General features: G+C 60.8%; 19 protein-coding genes. 8 read left to right on the top strand and 11 right to left on the bottom strand.

Features of this window, described 5'->3' with window-relative positions:
• Window positions 1-54: 54 nt before the first annotated feature.
• Together AC13RM_RS15170 and AC13RM_RS15165 are read right to left on the bottom strand one after the other, a co-directional pair.
• Complete coding sequence (locus tag AC13RM_RS15170; RefSeq protein ID WP_113231266.1) at window positions 55-1,059, bottom strand: LacI family DNA-binding transcriptional regulator; 1,005 nt, start codon at window positions 1,057-1,059, stop codon at window positions 55-57.
• 70 nt (window positions 1,060-1,129) lie between these two features.
• Window positions 1,130-2,014, bottom strand: coding sequence for a LysR family transcriptional regulator (locus AC13RM_RS15165; RefSeq protein ID WP_113231056.1), 885 nt, complete (start codon window positions 2,012-2,014; stop codon window positions 1,130-1,132).
• Between the two features lie 116 nt (window positions 2,015-2,130).
• Here AC13RM_RS15165 and AC13RM_RS15160 point away from each other — a divergent pair, with 116 nt between their 5' ends.
• Window positions 2,131-2,316 (top strand): 4-oxalocrotonate tautomerase, encoded by a 186-nt coding sequence (locus AC13RM_RS15160; RefSeq protein WP_095436818.1) that lies wholly within the window; start codon window positions 2,131-2,133, stop codon window positions 2,314-2,316.
• Between the two features lie 46 nt (window positions 2,317-2,362).
• Here the strand turns inward: AC13RM_RS15160 and AC13RM_RS15155 are convergent, their stop codons facing one another.
• Both AC13RM_RS15155 and AC13RM_RS15150 read right to left on the bottom strand, forming a co-directional pair.
• The gene (locus AC13RM_RS15155; RefSeq protein WP_488555236.1) at window positions 2,363-2,629 is read right to left on the bottom strand and encodes a hypothetical protein; all 267 of its coding nucleotides are present in this window, start codon (window positions 2,627-2,629) and stop codon (window positions 2,363-2,365) included.
• Window positions 2,630-2,770: 141 nt separating this feature from the next.
• Entirely contained in the window at window positions 2,771-3,232 is a 462-nt protein-coding gene (locus AC13RM_RS15150; protein WP_015342703.1) for an Lrp/AsnC family transcriptional regulator, read from the bottom strand.
• 185 nt (window positions 3,233-3,417) lie between these two features.
• Between AC13RM_RS15150 and putA the strand changes: the two genes are divergently transcribed.
• From putA to AC13RM_RS15115, 7 genes are all read left to right on the top strand, one after another.
• Window positions 3,418-7,122 (top strand): trifunctional transcriptional regulator/proline dehydrogenase/L-glutamate gamma-semialdehyde dehydrogenase, encoded by a 3,705-nt coding sequence (gene putA / locus AC13RM_RS15145; protein WP_488555235.1) that lies wholly within the window; start codon window positions 3,418-3,420, stop codon window positions 7,120-7,122.
• Window positions 7,123-7,586: 464 nt separating this feature from the next.
• Complete coding sequence (locus AC13RM_RS15140) at window positions 7,587-8,543, top strand: LacI family DNA-binding transcriptional regulator (RefSeq protein WP_488555234.1); 957 nt, start codon at window positions 7,587-7,589, stop codon at window positions 8,541-8,543.
• A 45-nt stretch (window positions 8,544-8,588) separates the two neighbouring features.
• On the top strand, window positions 8,589-9,827 hold the full coding sequence (locus AC13RM_RS15135) for an ABC transporter substrate-binding protein (RefSeq protein ID WP_285203239.1): 1,239 nt from the start codon (window positions 8,589-8,591) through the stop codon (window positions 9,825-9,827).
• Window positions 9,828-9,893: 66 nt separating this feature from the next.
• Window positions 9,894-10,811 carry a carbohydrate ABC transporter permease gene (locus AC13RM_RS15130; RefSeq protein WP_374819336.1) on the top strand — a complete coding sequence of 306 codons (918 nt, stop codon included), beginning with the start codon at window positions 9,894-9,896 and terminating at the stop codon, window positions 10,809-10,811.
• The gene (locus tag AC13RM_RS15125) at window positions 10,808-11,683 is read left to right on the top strand and encodes a carbohydrate ABC transporter permease (protein ID WP_374819334.1); all 876 of its coding nucleotides are present in this window, start codon (window positions 10,808-10,810) and stop codon (window positions 11,681-11,683) included. Before AC13RM_RS15130 ends, AC13RM_RS15125 begins: the two co-directional genes overlap by 4 nt.
• 23 nt (window positions 11,684-11,706) lie before the next feature.
• Complete coding sequence (locus AC13RM_RS15120; RefSeq protein ID WP_374819332.1) at window positions 11,707-13,638, top strand: glycoside hydrolase family 127 protein; 1,932 nt, start codon at window positions 11,707-11,709, stop codon at window positions 13,636-13,638.
• A 1-nt stretch (window position 13,639) separates the two neighbouring features.
• Complete coding sequence (locus AC13RM_RS15115; RefSeq protein ID WP_374819330.1) at window positions 13,640-14,713, top strand: ABC transporter ATP-binding protein; 1,074 nt, start codon at window positions 13,640-13,642, stop codon at window positions 14,711-14,713.
• 54 nt (window positions 14,714-14,767) lie between these two features.
• Here the strand turns inward: AC13RM_RS15115 and AC13RM_RS15110 are convergent, their stop codons facing one another.
• From AC13RM_RS15110 to AC13RM_RS15080, 7 genes are all read right to left on the bottom strand, one after another.
• Window positions 14,768-17,038 (bottom strand): FdhF/YdeP family oxidoreductase, encoded by a 2,271-nt coding sequence (locus AC13RM_RS15110; RefSeq protein WP_488555233.1) that lies wholly within the window; start codon window positions 17,036-17,038, stop codon window positions 14,768-14,770.
• A gap of 142 nt (window positions 17,039-17,180) precedes the next feature.
• A complete protein-coding gene (locus AC13RM_RS15105) occupies window positions 17,181-18,131 on the bottom strand; it encodes a lytic transglycosylase domain-containing protein (RefSeq protein WP_374819326.1) in 951 nt (316 codons plus the stop codon).
• A 106-nt stretch (window positions 18,132-18,237) separates the two neighbouring features.
• A complete protein-coding gene (locus AC13RM_RS15100; protein WP_374819324.1) occupies window positions 18,238-19,353 on the bottom strand; it encodes an anhydro-N-acetylmuramic acid kinase in 1,116 nt (371 codons plus the stop codon).
• Between the two features lie 10 nt (window positions 19,354-19,363).
• Complete coding sequence (locus tag AC13RM_RS15095) at window positions 19,364-20,383, bottom strand: serine hydrolase domain-containing protein (protein WP_374819322.1); 1,020 nt, start codon at window positions 20,381-20,383, stop codon at window positions 19,364-19,366.
• A gap of 21 nt (window positions 20,384-20,404) precedes the next feature.
• Complete coding sequence (locus tag AC13RM_RS15090; protein WP_374819320.1) at window positions 20,405-22,144, bottom strand: ABC transporter ATP-binding protein; 1,740 nt, start codon at window positions 22,142-22,144, stop codon at window positions 20,405-20,407.
• The gene (locus AC13RM_RS15085) at window positions 22,141-22,980 is read right to left on the bottom strand and encodes an ABC transporter permease (protein WP_374819318.1); all 840 of its coding nucleotides are present in this window, start codon (window positions 22,978-22,980) and stop codon (window positions 22,141-22,143) included. Before AC13RM_RS15085 ends, AC13RM_RS15090 begins: the two co-directional genes overlap by 4 nt.
• Window positions 22,980-23,939, bottom strand: coding sequence for an ABC transporter permease (locus tag AC13RM_RS15080; protein ID WP_374819316.1), 960 nt, complete (start codon window positions 23,937-23,939; stop codon window positions 22,980-22,982). The genes AC13RM_RS15085 and AC13RM_RS15080 overlap by 1 nt, the downstream gene beginning before the upstream one ends.
• Window positions 23,940-23,973 lie beyond the last annotated feature (34 nt).

Raw genomic sequence — 23,973 nt, 5'->3', positions numbered from 1 at the left:
TTAAGCCACGAGCGCTGGTTGGCTGGAGATATCTGAGCCAACTCGCTAACGTTCTCAAAGGCTTTCAGGGGTTACGGTCAGAAAGCGCACCGGTTCGAGATCAACGTCGGCATCGATCAGGCCGAGCCGCTTCAGCGTCAGATCGATGGCACGCCGGGCCTGAACTTCCGGAGCTTGGTCGAGAACGATCGTCATCAAACCCTCCTTCAGATAACCGCGCGTCGCATCGGACAATTCATGCCCGACCCAGAATACCGACCGCTGGCGATATCGGCGCAGAACCGTCGCAATCGCGGCATTGTCGCCGCCGGCGCTATAAAGGCCGATAATATCGGGATACCGGGCAAAGGCGTTGGTCAGCAGCTCGATCGTCTTCATTTCATCGTCCTCATCGAGCATGACTTCGACGAAGCGATGCGATGGGTTCGCATGATCAAGCAGATAGTTGGAAAAGCCGCGGATACGCGCCTTGTGGTTCTCGTAAGCGCCGCTGTGGCAGAGTGCGACGAAAATGCCGGAGATATTCGACTGCATGCGCGCCATGTAGAAGGCAGCAGTGCGACCGGCCGCCTCATTGTCGATGCCGACGTAAGGCAGTTCCAGTGCTGGCCGCGTCATGATCTGCACGACAGGAATGCCGCCGCTTGCAGCCTTGCGGATGCTGCCGACCACATCGGGATGATCGGGCGCAACGACGATTAGGGCGGAGCGCCGTGCCTGTGGATTGGCGATATGACGCGAAAAATCGGCGGGATCGTCTTCTCTGGCGAAAGTCCGCTGGATCTGGATATTCTTGTCGAGCAAGGCGGCGATGCGCTCGAAGGCGCGATTGAGCCTTGAATAGAAATAGGTTTCAGGCCGCAGCAGCACGACCTCGATGCGCACCAGACCGTGCCTGATCCCCGCAGGCGGCGTGCGGTAGCCGAGCCGCTTGGCCGCTATGAAGATCTTTTCCGCCGTTTCCGGCAAAACATTGCCGCGGCCATTGAGCGCACGCTCGACGGTGGCCGCTCCCACACCCGCGGCCGCCGCCACATCCTTCAACGTAACCTTGGCCACGCTTTCCTCATTTTCCAACCCGATGATCAGATTTGATCATGGATTCGCGGCAGATGAAAGAGGGGGAATATCAGCCGAAGCGAGCGACGAGAAAATCGATGGCGCTGCGCAGCATCGCCGTCGGGCGCCGATCCGGCGCATAGACAAGATGCATCGGTGTCGGCTGGTACGACCACAGAGGCAATACTGGCTCAAGCCGGCCGGCATCGAGATCGGCGGCCAGAAGCAGTTCCGGCTGCAGCACGATGCCGGCTCCGTGCAGAGCGGCAACGCGCAGAGCGCCGCCCTGATTGGCGGTGAACCTGCCCTTGATGGCGATCTCACGCGTTTCCCCGTCTGGACCGACGAGATGCCAACGCCCCTGAAGACGCCAGTAGGAATGGCCGAGACACATGTGATCGACGAGATTCTCGGGACTTTGCGGCCTGCCGCAGCGATCCAGATAATCCGGCGACGCCGCAAGAATGCGTCGATAGGGTTTCAACGGACGCGCCACGAGATTGGTGTCCGCCAGATCGCCGATATGGATGCCGAGTTCGTAGCCTTCGCCGATCAGATCATGCGGATTATTATCGAGCGCCAGATCGACGCTGACCTCGAGATTCTCATGCAGATAGTCGACAAGCGCCGGCACGAGGCTTTGCGTTCCGAAACTGACAGGGGCGACGAGCCGCAGGCGCCCACGCGGCGCGGATTGAAGTTCGGAGGCCGATTGCTCGGCAAGCTCCACCTCCGCCAGCACCGTCTTGCAGCGCTCGTAATAAAGCTTGCCGACCTCGGTCAGCTGATGGCGGCGTGTGGTGCGATGAAGCAGACGCGCGCCAAGCCGCTGTTCGATCGTCCTGATATGCTTCGCGACCATGGCTGGCGACACGCGGCTTATGTCGGCAGCAGCGGCAAAACTGCCCTGTTCGACCACTCTGACGAACATTGCCATGCCGGCCAACTTGTCCATGATTGCATACCCATAGGTTCGGAATGAAGCAAATAGGAGCGTATTTATCGTCAGGTGGTTTTGCAAGATAGTCCATAGGCGTCGAACATCCGGCGACAATTACTCAAGGAGTCACCATGCCCATCCTACGCTTGGAAATGCATCCCGGCCGCACACAAGACCAGAAGCGTGCTTTCGTTCGAGAAGCGACCAAAGCCGCCGTGGAAACGCTCGTCTGCCCGCCGGAATCAGTGGAAATCATCATCACCGAGATTTCGAAGGAGTCTTGGGCGGTGGCAGGAAAGCTGAAATCGGATAGCTGAAACGACCCGATTTCGTGATCGCGGCCTGGCGGTTTTTATTCGACCGTCAGGCCTCGTTTGGCGCCAAGCTCTGCCGCCCCCAGGCTTCGGCCCAATCCATCAGACGCGCCATCTCCTGCTTGAGAGCATGCGAACGGATAATATCGGCGGCGTGGCTCAGATTGCTGCGCGGATTGTAGAATGCGTCGATTTCTTCGCCGCTCTCTCGCCTTGCCGCCTCTAGGTGAAGCTTCATTTCCTCGACTTCGGCCTTCACCGCAAAGTACCGTTTCATGACTTCGACAAGGTCGCGGTCGCCTGCACTGGTCTCCATGCGTACTCCATCCTACTTATTTTAGCGTCTCGCAATGATCCGATTCGAATGGCGAAATCTAGGTCATTGTTTAGCCGGCAAGATGGATCGAGCGGCGAAGCCTCACCCGGCGAATGGAGGCAGATGAAGTGAGAAGCGGAATTACGACCAGTTTTCCTTGACCGACTGCATCACCACATTGGTCGAAGTGCTTGCGACGAAAGGCAGGCTGGAAATCTTTTCGCCGAGAACGATGCGGTAGCGGCGAATGTCAGACGTGCGGACCTTCAGGAGATAATCGAAGCGACCGGCGATCATGTGGCACTCTTCGATTTCCTTGATTTTCTTGATGGCATTGTTGAAGCTGAGCAAGGCCTCCTCACGAGTATCCGTGAGTTTCACTTCGGCAAAGGCGACGTGATCGAGGCCAAGCTTGATCGGATTGAGAATGGCCTTGAAGCCATCGATATAACCGGAATCGATCAGTTTCTTGAGGCGTGCCTGGCAGGGAGTCTTGGAAAGACCGACTCGCTCGGAAAGCTCCGTGATCGACATACGACCATCCTCCACCAGGGCGTCGAGGATCTTCTGGTCGAACTGGTCAATTTCACTGGATTTGGTCATTTTCGCAGGCATTCCCATTTGAAATAAGCGCTATTGAAGTTCAATATGACTGGAAAGCCGCAGTTTCAAGGCGGAATGCTTTCTTGGAATGAAGTATGTTCTGGCCGAAGCAACGGGAGGGCTGTGCATGGCGATATCGCTGACCTCAGCTCAAACCATTAGGCCCCTTGCACCTTGAGGTTATCATGACTGTCTCTGCCAAGCTCGCAACTGAGGAACCAGCTCCAGACGCTGCCCCATTTTCGCATTTCGCTCCGCCCATCCGCGCCCAGAGTCCGCTTCGCCAGGCAATTACCGCCGCCTACAGACGCCCCGAAACGGAATGCCTGCCCTTTCTCGTGGAAGCGGCGACCTTGCCGGGCGCCACGCGCGAAGCGGCAAAGAAGACAGCCAAAAAACTGATCGAAGCGCTGCGCGCCAAGCACAGGGGCGACGGCGTCGAGGGGCTGGTGCAGGAATATTCCCTTTCCAGCCAGGAAGGCGTCGCACTGATGTGCCTTGCCGAGGCGCTGCTGCGCATTCCTGACACTGCAACCCGTGATGCGCTGATCCGCGACAAGATTGCCGGCGGCGACTGGAAGTCGCATATCGGCGGTGGCCGCTCGATGTTCGTCAATGCCGCGACCTGGGGTCTTGTCGTGACAGGCAAATTGACCTCCACCGTCAACGAAGGTGGCCTTTCCGCCGCGCTGACAAAGCTGATCGCGCGCGCCGGCGAACCGGTCATCCGGCGTGGCGTCGACATGGCCATGCGCATGATGGGCGAACAGTTCGTCACCGGTGAGACGATCGACGAAGCATTGAAGCGTGCACGTGCACTCGAAGCAAAGGGCTTCCGTTATTCCTACGACATGCTCGGCGAGGCGGCCACGACGCATGCCGATGCCGAACGCTATTATCGCGACTATGAAAACGCCATCCATGCAATCGGCAAGGCATCGGCTGGCCGCGGCATCTATGAAGGCCCCGGCATCTCCATCAAGCTCTCCGCGCTGCACTCACGCTATTCACGCTCGCAGGCCGACAGGGTGATGGGCGAGCTTCTGCCGAAGGTGAAGGCGTTGGCGCTGCTCTCCAAGGGCTACAATATCGGCCTGAACATCGACGCAGAGGAGGCAGATCGGCTGGAACTCTCGCTCGATCTGCTGGAAGAGCTGTGCCTCGATCCGGATCTTTCCGGCTGGGACGGCATCGGCTTCGTCGTCCAGGCCTATGGCAAGCGCTGCCCGTTCGTCCTCGATTTCATCATCGATCTTGCCCGCCGCTCGGGGCATCGCCTCATGGTCCGCCTCGTCAAGGGCGCCTATTGGGACGCCGAGATCAAGCGCGCGCAGCTGGATGGACTCGAAGGCTTCCCTGTCTATACCCGCAAGATCTACACAGATGTCTCCTATATTGCCTGCGCCAAAAAGCTGCTGGCCGCGACCGACGTGGTCTTTCCGCAGTTCGCCACCCATAATGCGCAGAGCCTGGCCACCATCTACCGTATGGCTGGAGACGATTTTGCAGTCGGCAAATACGAATTCCAGTGCCTGCACGGCATGGGCGAGCCGCTCTATGAAGAGGTGGTTGGCGCCGAAAATCTCAATCGCCCCTGCCGGATCTATGCGCCGGTCGGCACGCATGAAACGCTGCTCGCCTATCTTGTCCGGCGCCTGCTGGAAAACGGCGCCAATTCCTCTTTCGTCAACAAGATCGCCGACCCAGCCGTGCCCGTTTCCGAGCTGATTGCCGATCCCGTCGAGATCGTGCGCGCCATGACCGTGGTCGGCGCGCAGCACGACAAGATCGCTCTCCCGGCCGATCTGTTCGGCGGCGCGCGACGGAATTCCGCTGGTGTCGATCTCTCAAATGAAACGGCGCTCAACGATCTCTCTGCGCAGCTGCAAGCCTCGGCAGCCAAAGACTGGACCGCCAAGCCACTTCTCGCCGACGGCTCCGAACGCGGCGTGGCCCGTGCAGTTCTCAATCCTGCCGACCATGCGGACCTCGTTGGCCATGTCCTCGAGCTCGAGCCGGAAGATGCCCCCGACGTCATGCGGCTTGCCGCCACAGCAGCCGAGCGTTGGGCAGCCGTGCACCCTGACGAGCGCGCCGCGATCCTTGAGCGCGCCGCCGATCTCATGCAGAGCGAGATGCCCGCTCTCGTTGGCCTGACCATCCGCGAAGCCGGCAAATCGGCCGCAAATGCCGTCGGCGAAATCCGGGAAGCGATCGACTTCCTTCGCTATTATGCCGCTCAGGCCCGCCAGGTACTGAAGCCGGAAAGCGTGCCGCTCGGCCCTGTCGTCTGCATCAGCCCGTGGAACTTCCCGCTGGCGATCTTCACCGGACAGGTTGCGGCCGCTCTGGTCGCCGGCAATCCTGTCGTTGCCAAGCCGGCCGGCAATACGCCGCTGATTGCGGCCCAGGGCGTCCGCATCCTGCATGAGGCCGGCATCCCGCGCGATGTTCTGCAGTTCGCTCCCGGCAGCGGCAGAATGGGCGCAGCCCTCGTCGGCGCACCTGAAACCGCCGGCGTCATGTTTACAGGCTCGACGGAAGTCGCCCGCCTGATCCAGGCTCAGCTTGCCGAACGGCTTTCCAAATTCGGCAAGCCGATCCCGCTGATCGCCGAAACCGGCGGGCAGAACGGCATGATCGTCGATTCCTCGGCCCTTGCCGAACAGGTGGTCGGTGACGTCATCGCCTCGGCCTTCGACAGCGCCGGCCAGCGCTGCTCGGCCCTGCGCGTCCTCTGCCTGCAGGAGGAAGTCGCCGATCGCACGCTGACCATGCTGCGCGGCGCTCTTCGCGAGCTCTCGGTCGGCAGGACCGACCGGCTTGCCGTCGATATCGGCCCTGTTATCGACGACAATGCCAAGCGCGGCATCGACGAGCATATCGAACGCATGCGCAAGCTCGGCTGCAATGTCGAACAGCTCGACCTTCCCGAAAGCGCAGCCAAGGGCACCTTCGTCGCTCCCACCATCATCGAGCTGAAGAAGCTGAGCGATCTGAAGCGCGAAGTGTTCGGCCCGGTCCTTCACATCATGCGCTATCAGCGCAAGGGGCTCGACAAGCTGATTGCCGATATCAATGCGTCCGGCTACGGCCTGACCTTCGGCCTGCATACCCGGCTTGACGACACGATCGCCCATGTCACGGAGCGCGTGCGGGCCGGCAATCTCTACGTCAACCGCAACATCATCGGCGCAGTCGTCGGCGTCCAGCCCTTTGGCGGCCGCGGCCTTTCCGGCACAGGCCCGAAGGCCGGCGGTCCGATGTATCTGCGTCGCCTCGTCGCCTCGCCGACCGAACCATTGCGTGATGCCTCGGTGCAACGCGATCCGGCGGCACAACAGTTCATCGCCTGGCTCGAAAACAAAGGCGCCGCGGATACGGCCAAACACGCCCGCGCGGTCGCCAGCCAGTCGTCGCTCGGCTTCAATACCGAGCTGCAAGGCCCGGTCGGCGAGCTGAACCTCTATGCGCTGCATCCGCGAGGGAGAATCCTGCTCGCTCCGCAGACGGCACTTGGCTTGCATGTCCAAATCGCCGCAGCACTTGCGACAGGCAATTCAATCGTCATCGATGCGTCATCGGGCCTGCAGGGTGAGCTTCATGGTCTGCCTGCGCAGGTCGCAAACCGCATTTCCTGGACGAAAGACTGGACAGCGGATGGACCGTTTGCCGGCGCTCTCATCGAAGGTGAAGCTGCGCGCGTCCAGCAGGCGATCAAGACGATCTCGGCTATCCCCGGCCCGCTGATTCTCACACAGGCTGCGTCGAGCGAGGAAATTGCTGAGAACGCCGATGCCTATTGCCTCAACTGGCTGCTTGAAGAGGTGACGACATCGATCAACACGGCGGCTGCCGGCGGCAATGCCAGCCTGATGACGATCGGCTAACACCACCAACGATCTGAAATTGACGCGGTGGCCGGACCGGAAGGTTTCGGCTGCCATTTTTATCGGAAAACCCGGGCCATCCTCGCCCTTCGAGGCTTCGCACCTCAGGGTGAGGATGGAGCGCACATCTCCACATAACACCGGTTCCCGCGGTAGCAAGCCAACTCTGTGTGCGGTCTTGCGCAGAAGGTTAGACCTCATGGTGAGGTGCGCAGGCTCCTGAGCTTGTCGAAGGGCCGGAGCCTCGAACCACGAGGGCGGGTGATGAAAGACCGCGCCCTGCATTTCGCCGCCTCATTCTCTTCAATGGTCAATGGAGAAATTTTTGAGAAAAGCTTTTCTCTAGTTGACTCTTGCACTGAGAAAAGCTTTTCTCATAAAAACTGACTGGGAGAAGACATCTGGAAAATCAGCGTGCGAAAAGCGGACGCGCAACGATCCATGACGTTGCGGCGGCTGCGGGCGTGAGCATTTCAACGGCATCCAAGGCCTTGAACAATACCGGCCGCATGGGCGACGAGACCCGCGAAAGGGTCAAGCGCGCCGCCGCCGATATCGGCTTCCGTCCGAATGCCTTGGCCAAGGGTTTGCTCAGCAATCGCACCTTCACGATCGGTCTTCTGACCAACGATACATATGGTCGCTTCACGCTGCCCGTCATGGCCGGTATCACGGAGGCACTCGTCGATCACGGCGTGTCGGTCTTCCTCTGCACGATCGAGGACGACCCGGCACTTGGAAAGGTTCATGTGGACGCCATGTTGGACAAGCATGTGGATGGTATCATCGCCTCGGGAAAGCGGATCGACCGCCGCCTGCCGGTAGATCTGTCCAATCTGCCGATCCCGGTCATCTATGCATTCACCGAGGGCGCACCGGGAAGCGTCACCTTCTGCGCGGACGACTATCAGGGGGCTGCCCTTGCTGTCGAATGGTTGCAGGGGCTTGGCCGACGCCGGATTGCCCATGTGACCGGTCCTGAAAGCTTCGTTTCAGTGCGTGAGCGCGCCAAGGCCTATCGCGACCTCGCCGGAGACGAACTGCCGGTCATGTACGGCATGTGGTCCGAGGCCTGGGGACACGAGGCCGTCGCACAGCTCTGGAGCGCGGCCGGAGCAAAGCCGGACGCAATCTTCTGCGGCAACGACCAGATCGCCCGCGCCGTCGTCGATGCGCTGCGCGAGCGTGGCGTGCGGGTGCCGGAGGATGTCTCGGTGGTCGGTTTCGACAATTGGGAGATCGTCGCCGCCCAGACCCGGCCGCCGCTGACGACGGTCGATATGAATCTCAAGGCGCTTGGCCGCGAGGCCGGGCTGACGGTTCTCGCGCTTGCGGAAGGACGCAGCGTCGAACCCGGCATCAGAACTTTGCCCTGCGAGCTTATCGTTCGGCAATCATGCGGGGGAAGCCCCGGTCGTTGATCAAAGGAAAAGGGGCTGACGGGAGTAGCCCCATGGGAGGAGAACATGATGAAGCGATTTCTGGCCGCAACCGGCCTTATATCCTTGTGCCTTGCATCCGCCGCATCCGCCGAAAACATCTCCATGTGGGTTCGAAGCGGCATCGGCGATTCCTTCAAGAAGGTCGTCGAGGCTTATAATGCCGGCCATGAGGACAAGGTCACGCTGACCGAAGTGCCTTTTGCCGAACTCGTGCAGAAATATGCGACGGCCATTGCCGGCGGTCAGGCACCGGACGCCCTGTCGATGGACCTCATCTATACACCGGCTTTTGCCGCCGCCGGCCAGCTTGAAGACCTGACGGACTGGGCAAAGAGCCTGCCCTATTTCAATTCCCTGTCGCCCTCACACGTGAAGCTCGGCACTTATGACGGTCACATCTATGGCTTGCCTCTCTCCGTCGAGACCTCGGTCTTTGCTTGGAACAAGGATCTCTACAAAAAGGCCGGCCTCGACCCTGAAAAGGCGCCGACCACATGGGAGGAGATTACGAGCAACGCCGAAAAGATCCGCGCACTCGGCGGCGATACCTATGGGTTCTATTTCTCCGGTGGCGGTTGCGGCGGCTGCATGATCTTCACCTTCACGCCGCTCGTCTGGGGTGCGGGCGCCGACATTCTCTCGGAAGACGGCAAGAAAGCGACGCTCGACACGCCGCAGATGCGCAAGGCGGTCGACATCTACCGCAATTTGGTGAAGAAGGATCTGGTGCCGGCGGGAGCCGCAAGCGACACCGGCGCCAACTTCCTCAGCATCAGCAACGGCAAGATCGGCCAGCAGAGCATCGGCGCCTTTTCGATCGGTACGCTGATCACGCAATATCCCGATATCCATTTCGGCGTGACGCTGATCCCGGGCGCCGATGGCAAGCCGTCTTCCTTTGCCGGCGGCGACAATTTCGTCATCTCCAAGGGCACGAAGAAGCTCGATGCGGTGAAGAAGTTCCTCGAATATACCTATTCGCTCGACGGACAGAAGATCATGGCGAAGTACGGCAGCCTGCCGACGCGCGGCGATATCGCCGACCAGGTGCTTCAGGGCCTCGATCCGCGCATGCAGGTCGGGCTGAAGGCGATCGCCGTCGCCAAGACGCCCTATACGCTGCAGTTCAACGACCTGATCAACAGCGCCAACGGTCCCTGGGCAGGTTTCACCAACGCAGCCATCTTCGGAAGCGACGTCGATGGCGCGTTCTCCAATGCCCAGTCGGAGATGCAGTCGATCATCGACAACGCCCAACAATAGTAAGCTCACCCGCGCCGGGGAGCTTTGGGCTCCCCGGTTCCTCCATCGTAATATCGGGAGCATTCCATGGCTGGCCCTGGAGCTATCGCAACCGCACGTCCCCGAAAGCGGCGACGACGTGCCAGTTGGCACGGGTTTGTCTATATCGCGCCGGCCATGGCGCTCGTGATCGTCTTCTTCGTGCTACCCGTGGTCTTTACCTTCTGGATGAGCTTCCACAACTGGCCATTGCTCGGCAATCCCCGCTGGATAGGCTTCGGAAACTATATCCGCATGGTCTCGGACGTGCGCTTCATGGCGGCTTTACGCTTCACCGCCTATTACACCGTCATCGTCACCATCGCGATCTTCGCAGTCGCCTTCCCGCTCGCCTTCTTCGTCGAAAAGCACCGGCCGTTCGTCGGCTTCTACCGCACGATCATCTTCCTTCCCGTCGTCGTCGGACTTGCAACGGCGTCGCTGCTCTGGGTCTGGCTCGCCAATGTCGACGCCGGCTTCTTCGCACCGGTCGCGCTGGCGCTCGGCCTCGTCGACAAAAGGCCGAACCTGCTTGCCGATTTCGACATGGCCTTCGCAACGATCATCGTCATGGTGGTCTGGAAGATCGCCGGCTTCACCATGATCATCCTGCTGACAGGCCTGCAGGCGATCCCCTCAGAACTGACCGAGGCCGCCCGCATCGACGGTGCGAAGCGCTGGCAGCGCTTTCGGCATCTGACCCTGCCGCTGATGCGCCGCACGATTGCGCTTGCGCTGATCATCTCCATCACCGGCTCGGTGCTCGCCTTCGACCAGTTCTACATCATGACATCAGGCGGCCCGCAGAACCGCATGATTTCGGTGGTCTATTACATCTTCAACCAGTCCTTCGTGTCCTTCAACCTCGGCTATGGTGCGGCGCTCTCGATCGCCCTCCTCGTCATCCTGGTGCTGATCAGCATCGTCCAGCTCTGGCTGCTGCGTGTCGGGGAGGACAAGCCATGACCCAAACCGTGACTGCGGCAAAGGAACGCCGCGCGCGGCGCAAGCTCTTAGATGGCATCGGCTATCACGGCATCGGCGTCGTCATCGTCATCTTTTTCTTCGCGCCGTTCGCGATCGCGCTGCTGTCGTCGTTCCGGCATGGAACCGAGGCGAGCCTGCCGCCGCTGCCGCCATGGCCGACAACCGGCTTCAGCTTCGATGCATACCGTTCGCTCAATGGCTTCGGCGCCGGGGTCATCCAGCATACGCTGAACTCGCTCTTCGTCTCGGTCGCCACAGTTCTTTTGACCGTCATCGTCAGCCTGCTCGCCGGCTACGGCTTCTCGCGTTATCATTTTCCCTTCAAGGGCGCGCTCTTCATCCTGATCATCGCGACGCTGATGATCCCCTTCCAGTCGATCCTGACACCGCTCTTCATTATCCTGGCAAGGCTCGGCCTCAACAATTCGCTGATCGGGCTGACCCTCGTCTACGTGACGCTGCAGCTTCCCTTCTCGGTCTTCATGATGCGCAATGCCTTCGACGCGGTGCCGAAGGAAATCGAGGAGGCGGCGCGCATCGATGGTGCGCGCGATCTGAAGCTTCTCTTCCGCGTTCTCTTCCCATTGGTGCTGCCGGGTGTCGCAACCGTCGCGATCTTCGCCTTCCTCAATGCCTGGAACGAGTTCCTGGCCGCATTGGTGCTCCTGTCGAGCAACGAGAAATTCACCCTGCCGGTGCTGATGATCGCCGTCAGGACCGGCCGCCTTGGCGCCGTCAACTGGGGCGCGGTCCAGGCCGGCATCGCCGTCATGACCATCCCCTGCGTCATCGTCTTTCTGCTTCTGCAACGCTACTACATGCGCGGGCTGATGGCCGGCGCGGTGAAATAACCTTTTAAGCAAGGATCAAAGCCATGTCTGACAAGCAAAACCGCCAGTTTCGCCCCCTGCCCGTTCCGAATGTCGAACTGGCTGGCCTCTTCGGCGCCCGCCAGGATGCCATCTGCAATTCCACCGCGGCAACCCTGCTCGACCGCTGCGTCGAAGCTGGCATGATCCAGGCGATCGACGTCAGCCAGCCAAGCCCCGGCATCGTTATCCCCCTGCAGACCTGGTCGGGCTCGACACAGATGTTCTGGGACAGCGATCTCGGCAAGTCGATCGAAACCATCGCCTATTCCCTCTATCGCCGTCCCAATGCCGAATTGGAGGCGCGTGCGGACGCCATCATCGACATGTATGAGAAGCTGCAGCAGGAAGACGGCTATCTGAACGCCTGGTTCCAGCGCGTTCAGCCCGGCCGGCGCTGGACTAACCTGCGCGATCATCACGAACTTTATTGCGCAGGCCATCTGATCGAGGCGGCCGTCGCCTATTACCAGGCAACGGGCAAGCGCAAGCTGCTCGATATCATGAGCCGCTTTGCCGATTACATGATCACCGTCTTCGGCCATGGCGAAGGTCAGCTGCGCGGCTATTGCGGTCACGAAGAGGTGGAACTCGCCCTCGTCAAGCTCGGCCGCGTCACCGGCGAGAAGAAATATCTCGATCTCGCCAAATACTTCATCGACGAGCGCGGCCAGGAACCGCATTTCTTCACCGAGGAAGCGCTTCGCGACGGCCGCGATCCGAAGAATTTCGTACAGAAGACCTACGAATACAGTCAGTCGCATCTGCCGGTACGCCAACAGACCAAAGTCGTCGGCCATGCGGTGCGCGCGATGTACCTCTATTCGGGCATGGCCGATATCGCCACCGAATATAACGACGATACGCTGACCTCGGCCCTTGAGACGCTCTGGGACGACCTGACGACCAAGCAGATGTATGTGACCGGCGGCATCGGGCCGGCTGCCTCCAATGAGGGCTTTACCGACTATTACGACCTGCCGAACGAAAGCGCCTATGCCGAGACCTGCGCTTCCGTCGGCCTGGTCTTCTGGGCCAACCGCATGCTCGGGCGCGGACCGAACCGCCGCTATGCCGACATCATGGAAGTGGCGCTCTATAACGGCGCGATGGCAGGCCTGTCACAGGACGGCAAAACCTTCTTCTACGAAAACCCTCTGGAAAGCGCCGGCAAGCATCATCGCTGGACCTGGCATCATTGCCCCTGCTGCCCGCCCAATATCGCGCGTCTGCTCGCCTCCGTCGGCTCCTATATGTATGCCGCAGCCGACAACGAGATCGCCGTTCATCTCTACGGCGAGAGCAAAGCCCGCGTCCCTCTCGCCGGTGGTCTGACCGTGCAGCTTTCCCAAGAGACGCGCTATCCGTGGGACGGCGCGATTCACTTCGAGGTCGATCCGGATCGCTCGGCTAGATTTGCCATTTCATTGCGCATTCCCGAATGGGCCGAGGGCGCGACGCTCGCAGTCAATGGCGCACCGGTCGATCCCGCAACGGTCACCGTTGATGGCTATGCTCGCATCGAGCGCGAGTGGCAGGCGGGCGACAGCGTCGACCTGACCCTTCCGCTGATCCCGCGCACGCTGTTTGCCAATCCGAAAGTCCGCCAGGATGCCGGGCGCGCGGCCCTGATGCGCGGCCCGCTCGTCTATTGCGTCGAAACCACCGACAATGGTCATGACCTCAACGGCATTTCGCTTTCCAGCGATCCGGCCTCCGCCAAGACGACGGAAATTGCCGCACTGGAGGGTGCGGTGGCGCTCGATGTTTCGGTCACGCGCGATGAGGCGAACTGGGGTTCCGACCTCTACCGGACGACACCCCCGAAAAGGGCTGCCTCCACCGCGCGTTTCGTGCCCTATCATCTCTGGGACAATCGCGATCCCGGCGAGATGCTGGTCTGGATCCGCGCCGATCAGCTGCAGCGCGGAGCCTGAGATGACGAAGAAGGGAATGCGCCTGACCGGCGTCCGCAAGAGTTTCGGCGGGCTTGAGGTCATCCATGGCATCGATCTTGACATACCCGAAGGCGCCTTTGTCGTCTTCGTCGGCCCGTCCGGCTGCGGCAAGTCGACGCTGCTGCGGATGATTGCCGGGCTGGAGGAAGTCACCGACGGCGAGATTGCCATCAAGGGGCGAGACGTCACTGATCTCGACCCATCAGAGCGCGGCATTGCCATGGTGTTCCAGTCCTATGCGCTCTATCCGCATATGAGCGTTCGCGACAATCTCGGCTTCGGGCTGAAAATGGTCCGAACCGATGCCTCCGAAATCGAAAGACGTGTGCGCTCCGCCGCCGCGATCCTCAAGATCGACCATCTATTCGACCGCCGGCCGGGACAGCTTTCCGGCGGCCAGCGCCAGCGTGTCGCGATCGGCCGCGCTATCGTTCGCGAGCCGGATGTCTTTCTCTTCGACGAACCGCTCTCCAACCTCGACGCGGAACTGCGCGTCTCCATGCGCATCGAAATTGCCCGGCTTCACCGCGAACTCGGCAATACGATGATCTATGTCACGCACGACCAGACCGAGGCCATGACGCTCGCCGACAGGATCGTCGTGCTGAGGGACGGCCGGATCGAGCAGGTGGGCAGCCCGCGAGAAGTCTATGAAGATCCGGCCAACAGTTTCGTCGCCGGCTTCATCGGCTCGCCGAGGATGAACATGATCGAAGTGACATGGTCCGGTGATGAGACAGCGAGCGTCGGCAACGGCAGCATCAAGGTCGACCTCTCACAGACTAAGCCATCAGCGGGCGAAAAGATCCTGCTTGGCATGCGCCCCGAACATCTCATCGTCACGTCTGGCGCGGACGATGCCTTGCAGGTCACGGTCGACGTCATCGAATATCTGGGCGGCACCCGCTATCTCTACTGCCAGACAGAGGACGGCCAGGCGATCATCGCCGAATATCGCGACGGGCCGGAGATCGAGCGCGGCGACACGCTCCATCTGTATTGCCCGCCCGAACGGCGGCGCTATTTCGACAAGCAGGGAGGAAGGCTGCGGTAGACGCTTTACCCAGCCAACAAGGCAACAAACGTTGGCTGGATGATCGTGTGAAAATCAAGCCGCCTTGCTGACCCGCACCGGAACGGATTTATAAGACGGCGTGCCGCTTTCCTTATCCTGGTAGTCGATCGGGATCAGGCAATTTGCCTCGGGATAGTAGGCTGCGACGGAGCCCTCGGAAATATCGTAGGAAATCGCCGTCAGCTTCAAAAGTCGCTTGCCGCCTGAGGGCAGCGCGGTCTCGATCTCGACGAGATCGCCGTGTTCCAGCCCCTTTGCCTTCAAATCCCTATCGTTCATGAACAGCACGTCACGGCGGCCGAAGACGCCGCGATAACGGTCGTCGAGGCCATAGATCGTCGTATTGTACTGATCATGGCTGCGGATGGTGGCGAGCTTGAGGATGGTCCCGTCCGAAAGCGAGATGTCCTCATTGAGGCCGGAAAACAGCTTGAACTCCGCCTTGCCGGAAGGCGTCTTCCAGACGCGCTCCGTCGGTCCGATCGGTAGGCGAAAGCCGCCCGGCACGCGGATGCGCTCATTGTAATCGGCAAAATCCGGATAGACGATTTCGATCTTGTCGCGGATCAGATCGTAGTCGGTGATGAGCTCCATCCAGGCGACCTTGCTGGTCGGCAGGGTGGCCTGCGCCATAGCGGCAACGATGGCCGGCTCCGAACGCAGCTGGTCGGAGGCCGGTTTCAGCCTGCCGCGCGACGCATGCACCATCGACATCGAATCCTCGATCGTCACCGATTGCGCGCCGGTCGCCTGAACGTCCTGCTCGGTGCGGCCGAGCACGGGGAACAAGAAGGATTCCTTGCCAATAAGCAGATTGGAGCGATTGAGCTTGGTGTTCATATGAACCGCAAGATCGAGCTTACGCATTGCCTGCGCGCAAAGTTCCGGATCGGGAAGCGCGATCGAGAAATTGCCACCGAGGCATAGCAGCACCTTGGAGCGTCCCTCCGCCATCGCCTGCATGGCGGCAACGGCATCGTGACCATGATGAGCCGGCGAGGTGAAACCGAAGGCACGTTCGATGCCTTCGATCAGCGCAGGAGTGGGTTTTTCGGTAATCCCGACGGTACGATTGCCTTGCACGTTGGAATGACCGCGCAGCGGGCAGATGCCGGCGCCGGGCTTGCCGAAATTGCCGCGCAGCAGCAAGAGATTGGCGATCTGCTGAACATTCGCCGTGCCCTTGGCATGCTGGGTGATGCCCATGCCATAGGCCACGATAGTTGCCTTCGACTTGGCATAGATCTCTGCTACCCGCTCCAGATCAGCGCGGGCAAGACCAGAGACCCGCTCGATATCGGCCCACTCCGTCTGGTTGATATCAGCAACAAGGGCATCGAAGCCGGTGGTGTGTTCAGCGATGAAGGCATGATCGAGAACATCAGGTGACGTTTCAGCCAGCGCCAGAACCGCTTTCATGATGCCCTTGAGCGCGGCGGCATCGCCGCCGATCTTCACTTGATAATAGGACGAGGCGATCCGGGTCGAGCTGAAGGTTCCCATCTCGATCGGATCCTGCGGATCGGCAAAACGCTCCAGCGCCCGCTCCTTCAGCGGGTTGAAGACGATGATCGGCACGCCGCGGCGCGAGCATTCATGCAGCGTACCCATCATGCGCGGGTGATTGGTGCCGGGATTGTGCCCCATGGAGATGATCAGATCGCATTCGTCGAAGTCATCGAGCGAGACGGTGCCCTTGCCGATGCCGATCGATTGCGGCAGGCCGACGCTGGTCGCCTCGTGGCACATGTTCGAGCAATCAGGGAAATTGTTGGTGCCGTATTCACGGGCGAAGATCTGGAATAGGAAGGCAGCTTCGTTGGAAGCACGGCCGGATGTATAGAACTCGACCATATCCGGATCGGGCTGGCTGCGCATGACCTCGCCGATGCGGGCAAAGGCGTCTTCCCAGGCAATCGGCCGGTAGGTGTCGGATGCCCGGTCGTAGACCATCGGATGCGTCAACCGTCCGGAATTTTCCAGCTCATAGTCGCTCCAGGTCAGAAGTTCGCTGACCGTGTGCTCGGCAAAGAATTCCGGCGTCACGCGCTTGTTTGTTGCTTCCCAGGTGACTGCCTTGGCGCCGTTTTCGCAGAATTGGAAGGTGGAGGTATGCTCCTTGTCTGGCCAGGCACAGCCTGGGCAATCGAAGCCCGTGGGCTTGTTGGTGCGCAGGAGAAGACCGGGCGCCTCGGTGACATCCATCTGGTCGCGAACCGCCTTGGCAGTGGCTTTTAGCGCGCCCCAACCGCCGGCCGGGCTGTTATAGGGACGGATACCGGGGACTTCACGCTTTTGCGCCATCATACGCTCCTTTGGCTACCCAAACGGCTTCCTCCCAAAGGTCGGGCCTACAAGGAATAGGCTTGCGAGATCAGGGAGTAAAGCACAATCAAGCGACAGAAAATCAAACAATCACCAAGCGTGCTGGAGCTATGCGCTTGCACTAGTTCTTGAAGACCAGGCAGGAGCCGCCCTGCTGCCGGACCTGCGTGCAAACGGCATCCGCTTCCTCCCGCGTTTGCCGCGGAATGCGCGCCGCATAACGGACACGGCGGCCGAAGTCGGCATTGCGCTGCCGCACGATCAACGGCTTCTCCGTATTCAGCGGTGACGGCAGTTTTCTTATGTTTGCGGTAAACAGACGGCGAGCGGCATCCACCTGGAAATGCTCGGCCAATTGTGCGCCCCAAGGCGCCCAGGGCCGCTCCTGCTCCAAGGGAATGGGCTTCAGCCGCCGGCTCTGCGCAAGCGCGACGCAGGAATCGACAAACGGCTTGCTCTTATCCAGCACGGGGGCTGCGGTATCTGGCGGATCGTCGCGCCACTCCTCAACGCTGTGGGCGGTGATCGCGCTCACATAGTTGCGCGTCTCATAGGGAAGACCGCCGGAATTGAGGAAATTGGCAAGCCCAGCCTCGCCGGCATTATAAGCAGCCGCCGCCAATCCCAAATTGCCGAAGCGGTCCCGCAATTCATCAAGATAGGTGGCCGCCTTGCCGAGCGCTTCGAGCGCATCATAGCTGTCACGCACGCCACGCAGCCTGGCTGTTCCCGGCATGAATTGCGCGATGCCACGAGCGCCTTTAGGGCTGACTGCATCAGAGCGAAACAGGCTTTCGCGCCAGACCAACCGTGCCAGATAATCCGGTGGTAAATGGTTGGCATGTGCGAAATATTCGATGGCCGTGCAGAGATCGCGATTGTAGCTGTCCTTGCGCAGGCACAGCGTCTGACCCGTCTCCGTCGTCAGCGGTCCGGAAATGCAAACAAGTGGCGCGACACTCCATTCCGGTTGAGCTCTCGCGGGACTGACAGCAGAACCGTTAATGGCAAATGCGACCGCAAAAGCGACGATGATGCCAACGAAGCCTGCCCGATACTGCCTGCCTGCCATATAAGCGATATCCGTCCGAGACCAACCGATCGCAAATTCGCGGCCACTTCATATCATCAATGGACGAAAGCGAAAACCTCTCGCGCGACAGCCAGCGCTAAGGCTGTTACTCCGCGAGGCGTCCGCCGCGCATCGGTGCAGGCACGCCCGTCGTGCCGGGGAAGCTGATCGGCAGGCCACGCAGAACGCGTACGGCGAGAAACGCAAAGCATTCAGCCTCTACCGCATCGCCGCGCCAGCCGAGGTCTTCGGCAAAGATCGGCTCGACGCCTGCCCGGCTCTTCAGCATCGACATGATCGTCGGATTGTGCCGGCCGCCGCCGCTGACCACGACCTTGCTCGGCCTGCGCGGCAAAAGATCCAGCGCCTTGCCGACGGCGCTTGCGGTGAAGGCTGAAAGTGTTGCGGCACCATCCTCCGGGCTGAGGCCATCCGCCATGGCGGCACCGAAATCGAAACGATCCAGCGACTTCGGATAGGGCGCCGTGAGATAGGGATGCTGCAGCAGCCGCTCGAGCCGGGCCTCATCGACCTTGCCGGCAGCCCCAAGCGCACCGTCGCGGTCCATCTCGCCAAGCCCGCACGACTTGATGAAATCATTGAGCGGCGCATTGGCAGGGCCAGTATCGAAAGCAACGAAATTGCCCTCTCCATCCCACCAGGTGACATTGGCGACACCACCGAGATTGAGAATAGCCACCTCGCCCGCAGCACCTGCACCGCGCAACAGCGCGGTATGGTAGGCGGCAGCAAGCGGCGCGCCCTGCCCCCCGGCACGCATGTCGGCCGAGCGGAAGTCATAGGCAACCTTCGTGCCGAGAATAGATCGCATCAGCTCGCCATCGCCAAGCTGGCGCGTCTGCCCCAGCCGATCCTTCTGTGGCGCGCGATGCAGCACGGTCTGGCCGTGGAAGCCGACAACACCGATATCGGCCATCGTCATGCCGCTTCCTTCAACCAGTTCTCTCACCGCCTCCGACTGGGCTCGCGTCAAAGCCTCCTCGGCCGCCTTGAAGATCGCCGGTTCGGATCCCTCGAAATTCCATGCGCGTGCCTGCCGCAGCGTCTCTTCCAGCAACTCCCGAATCCAGCTGGGATAAGGAGCCAGAACATAGGGGCCAAATTCCTCGATCCGCTCGCCGTCCGTCTTCAGCATCGCGACATCGATATTGCCGTCGAGGACGGTCCCGGTCATCAGACCGACTGCCCAGATTGGTTCCATGGTCAGGCTCCTATGCTGCGTTGACGAGATCGCTGACGGTCTGACGGAGCGCCAGAATGCCGCTGTCGAAGTGGCGTGTCGGATGAATGCGGTTCGTAAGGAGGGTCCAGGCTTTGCCTTGGTCGAAATCGACCCAGAGGGCCACGCCTGTAAACCCCGTATGGCCGATCGTGCCGGGCGAGCAGAGAGTGCCGCCATGCCAGCCGTCATGGGGCCGTTCCCAGCCATGGGTGCGAGTGGCGGAAAGCGGTGTCCGCATCAGCGCGATTGACTGCGCCGACGCGCCGCTACCGTCAAGCAACCCCTTAGCAAAATCGAGAATCGCGTCCGCCGTTCCGAAGAGACCGGCATGGCCGGCTCCCTGCAATGCCGAACAATTGTCGTCATGAACCTCACCCGACAGAACACGGTGGCGCCAGGTGCAGTCTTCCGTTGCGGCGGCCAATTCCGGCGGCGCGGAAAAGGCAAATCCCGGCCCCGGATCCATGGCGCGGATTGTCTTTCTGTTCAGCCGCTCCAGCGCGAAGCCGAGCAGGATGAAGTTGATATCGGAATAGACCGGCGGGCCGGCGCGCCATTCGCGCTGCAGGATGAAGGTGCGTAGAAGATCGGGATCGCGGCCATAGGTATAGATCGGCTCGACTGCCGGAAATGGTGTCTGATGACCGAGGCATTGGCGGAACGTTACCTTCCGCTCCCATGCCTCGGCGCTGTATTGGCGCAGGTCAGGCAGAAGTGTCGTCAACGGTGCGTCGAGGTCGATCGTGCCGGCCTCGGCCAGGGCGAGGATGCGCGGCGTGGTGAAAATAACCTTGGTGAGCGAGGCAAGATCGAACCAAGTATCGGCCAGCATCGGCCTGATATCAGGCACCTTCTGTGCCGAACCGACGGCACGGACCTGCCTGATACCATCGAGATCGACCATGCCAAGCACGCCGCCGGGGATGCGCGCCGCCGAAACCGATTGCTCGATCGGCGCGGAGGCTCGATCAAAACGCTCTTGAAACTGCATGATCCCCCTGCTTGCCATCTCGCCTCTCCTCGGCCTCGCTCAAGCTTCCGCCAGCGCGATGTGATCCGGCGCAAAGCGACGCCACTCGGGAATGGCGGGCTCGAAGCCCAAAGGACGCACCAGGGACGGAACCTGGCGAGTATCGAGCGTGAAGTTTTCCTTGCGCCGCGCAACCGTCGGAACCGCCGCGATCAACCGCCTGGTATAGGAATGCTTGGGCTCCGACAAGACCGAGGCGGCATCGCCGATCTCGACGATCTGGCCGGCATAGATCACCGCGATGCGATGGGCGATCCGCTCCACGACAGCCATGTCATGCGAGATGAAGAGATAGGCGAGACCGTATTCGCGCTGCAGTTCGATCAGCAATTCCAGAACTTGCGCCTGCACGGAGACGTCGAGCGCCGAAACCGCCTCGTCGAGCACGAGTACGGATGGGTTCAGCATCAGCGCGCGCGCGATGCAAAGCCGCTGACGCTGGCCGCCGGAAAACTCGTGCGGATAGCGCTCCAGCGCATTTTCCGGCAACCCCACCCGCTTCAGCAGCATCAGCATGCGTTCGCGCATCTCCACCGAAACGCGCACACCCGATGCAATCACCGGTTCGGCAAGGATGCTATCGATGCGCAGTCTCGGATTGAGCGAAGCATATGGATTCTGAAAGACCATCTGCACCGCGCTCGTACGATCTGCGGCCTTACCGCCATTGGTCGTAAACGTGCCGCGGATCGACTTCACCAATCCGAGGATCGCGCGGGCAGTGGTGGACTTGCCCGACCCGCTCTCGCCGACGATCGCCAGCGTCTCGCCCGGCATCAGGTCGAAACCAACGCCTTCTACGGCATGAACGGCGCCTGTCGGTCGACGCAGGAAACTGCCCTTGACCGGAAAACGGACGGTCAAGTCTTCCACTTTCAGCGCCGGCACGGAATGAGCATCGTCGCGTTGGAAATCGGCGCGGGCGGCCTGTCCGGAGGCGAAATGCGGCACCGAGTGCAAAAGATGCTGGGTGTATGGATGCGCGGGATGATCAAGAATCTGATTGAGCTCGCCCTGCTCGACCGCCTGGCCTGCCTGCATCACCATCACCTTGTCGGCAATGCCGGCGACGAGGCCGATATCGTGCGTGATGAAGATCATCGACATGCCGGTCTCGCGCTTCAATTCGGCAAGAAGTGCCATGATCTGCGCCTGCACGGTGACATCGAGCGCCGTCGTCGGCTCATCGGCAATCAATAGACGCGGATTGCAGGCAAGCGCCGTTGCGATCATCACGCGCTGCAACATGCCGCCGGAAAGCTGGTTCGGGCAATAGGTCAGACGGCGCGCGGCATCAGGAATGCGCACGCGATCCAAGGCATCCTTGGCGGCTGCCTTTGCCTGCTTACCGGTCAGGCCGCGGTGCAGCCGGAAGGATTCCTCGATCTGCGTCCCAATCGTCAGAACCGGATTGAGGGAGGTCATCGGCTCCTGGAAGATCATCCCGATCTCGGCACCGCGGATCTTCGTTAGCTCCGCTTCGCTGGCCTTTGTCAGATCCAAAACGCTGTTATCGGCGTGCTTAAGCTTGATCGAGCCGCCGGTAATGCGACCGCCGCCGAAATCGACCAGACGATTGATCGAAAGCGCCGTGACGGATTTGCCCGAACCACTCTCGCCGACGATTGCCAGCGTCTCGCCGGCTTCGAGTTCGAAGCTGACGCCGCGCACGATGGGATTGGCCTCAGGATTGCGCCCAAAGCCGACGCTGAGATCAGAGACAGAAAGAAGCGGTGTCATACCGTCGCCCTCCGCATCTTCGGATCAAGAATATCGCGCAGGGCATCGCCGAGCAGGTTGAAGCCGAGAATAGAGATCATGATGGTTACGCCAGGGAAGATCAGCAGCCAGGGTGCCGTCTCCATGAGATTGCGGCTGTCGCTCAGCATCAAGCCCAATGACGAGGCCGGCGGCTGCGTTCCCAGGCCAAGGAAGCTCAGGCCCGCTTCCGTCAGCAACGACCAGGCAAGCGCCAGCGTTACCTGCACAGTCAAGGGTGCGACGAGATTGAGCAGGAGATGCCGCGTCAGGATGTAGGACCGGCTGCTGCCGAAGGTGCGGGCGGCATCGACGAAATCGCGTGCCTTCAGCGAAAGGGCCGGGCCTCGCACCACGCGGGTAAAAATCGGCGTATAGACGATCGCAATCGCGGCAACGCTGGTCCAGGTGCCGGGGCCGACGATGGCGATGATTAGCAATGCAAGCAGGATCGCCGGGAAGGCTAGAAGCACATCCATCGCGCGCATGATGACGCCATCCCAGCGCTTGCCAGACCAGGCCGCCGTCAAGCCAAGCAGCGTACCGAGCAAGGTTGCAAAAGCAACGGAGAAGAAGGCTACGATGAAGGATTCGCCGACGCCGTGCATCAGACGGCTCGCCACGTCGCGGCCGAAGAGGTCCGTGCCCATCCAATAGGTGAGGCTCGGCGCATGTAGCCGATCAATCCGGTTCTGCGTCAGGGGATTGTGCGGCGTGACGCCGAGCGTACCGAGAATGGCGAGCAGGATATAGAAGAGGACGATGATGCCGCCGATCCGGCCGCTCATATGCCCGAAAATAGCCTTGACGATCCGCATCAGCCTTCTCCCAACCGAACGCGCGGATCAAGCGCGACATAGGCGAGATCGACGAGCAGATTGACGATCATGAAGTTGAAGGCAATGAACAGCACGCTGCCCTGCACCAGCGCATAGTCGCGCTGCAGGATGGCATCGAGTACCATGCGCCCCAGCCCGGGGAGGGCATAGATCTGCTCGACCAACACGGCACCGCCAAGCAGATAGCCAAATTCGACGCCGCTCAAGGTCACCACCGGGATCAATGCATTCGGCAAAGCATGCCGCCAGATGACGCCGCGCGCCGGCACGCCACGGCTGCGGGCGGTGCGGACATAATCATCGCTCAGGACATCGAGCATGGCGGAGCGCACGACGCGTGTCACGGAAGCGGCAAAGGCAAAACCGAGCGTCAGCGCCGGCAGGATCATCTGGCCGAGATTTTCGAGCGGGTTCTCCCAAAGGGGTGTGAATGCACCCATGGTCGGCAACACGCCAAATCCCGCCGACAAGGCATAGATCAGCAGCAGTCCGAGAACGAAATTCGGCGTGGACTGTCCGATCATGGCGACGATGCGCACGGCAAGGTCGGACAGTTTCTCGTTCCGCGTAGCGGCGAAGACTCCCGCCGGCAGGCCGATGGCAAGCGCAATCATCATGGAAAGCAAGGCAAGCTCGAGCGTCAGCGGAAAGCGTTCCAGGATGATGTCGAGCACCGGCTTGCCATAGGTAACCGATATGCCGAGATTGCCCTGAAATACACCGAGCAGCCAGTGCCAGTACTGGATCGGCCAGGACTGGTCGATGCCGAAATAGGCGGCTAGAGCCTCTCGCTGCTCCGGCGTCAGCAGGCCCGCATTGGTTCCGAGCATCGCCGTGATCGCATCGCCCGGCACCAGCCGGATGGCGACGAAGACGAAGATGGAAACGCCCAGCATGATCAGCGGGAATGTCATCAGCCGGCGCGTCAGATATGACATTGCAATTCCTCTAGAACAACTTCAGCTAAACCAA

It is taken from the genome of Martinezella sp. CNPSo 3732, from assembly GCF_057784515.1.
The sequence above is the reverse complement of the archived record's forward strand: the minus strand, read 5'-3'. Positions and strand labels throughout refer to the sequence as shown.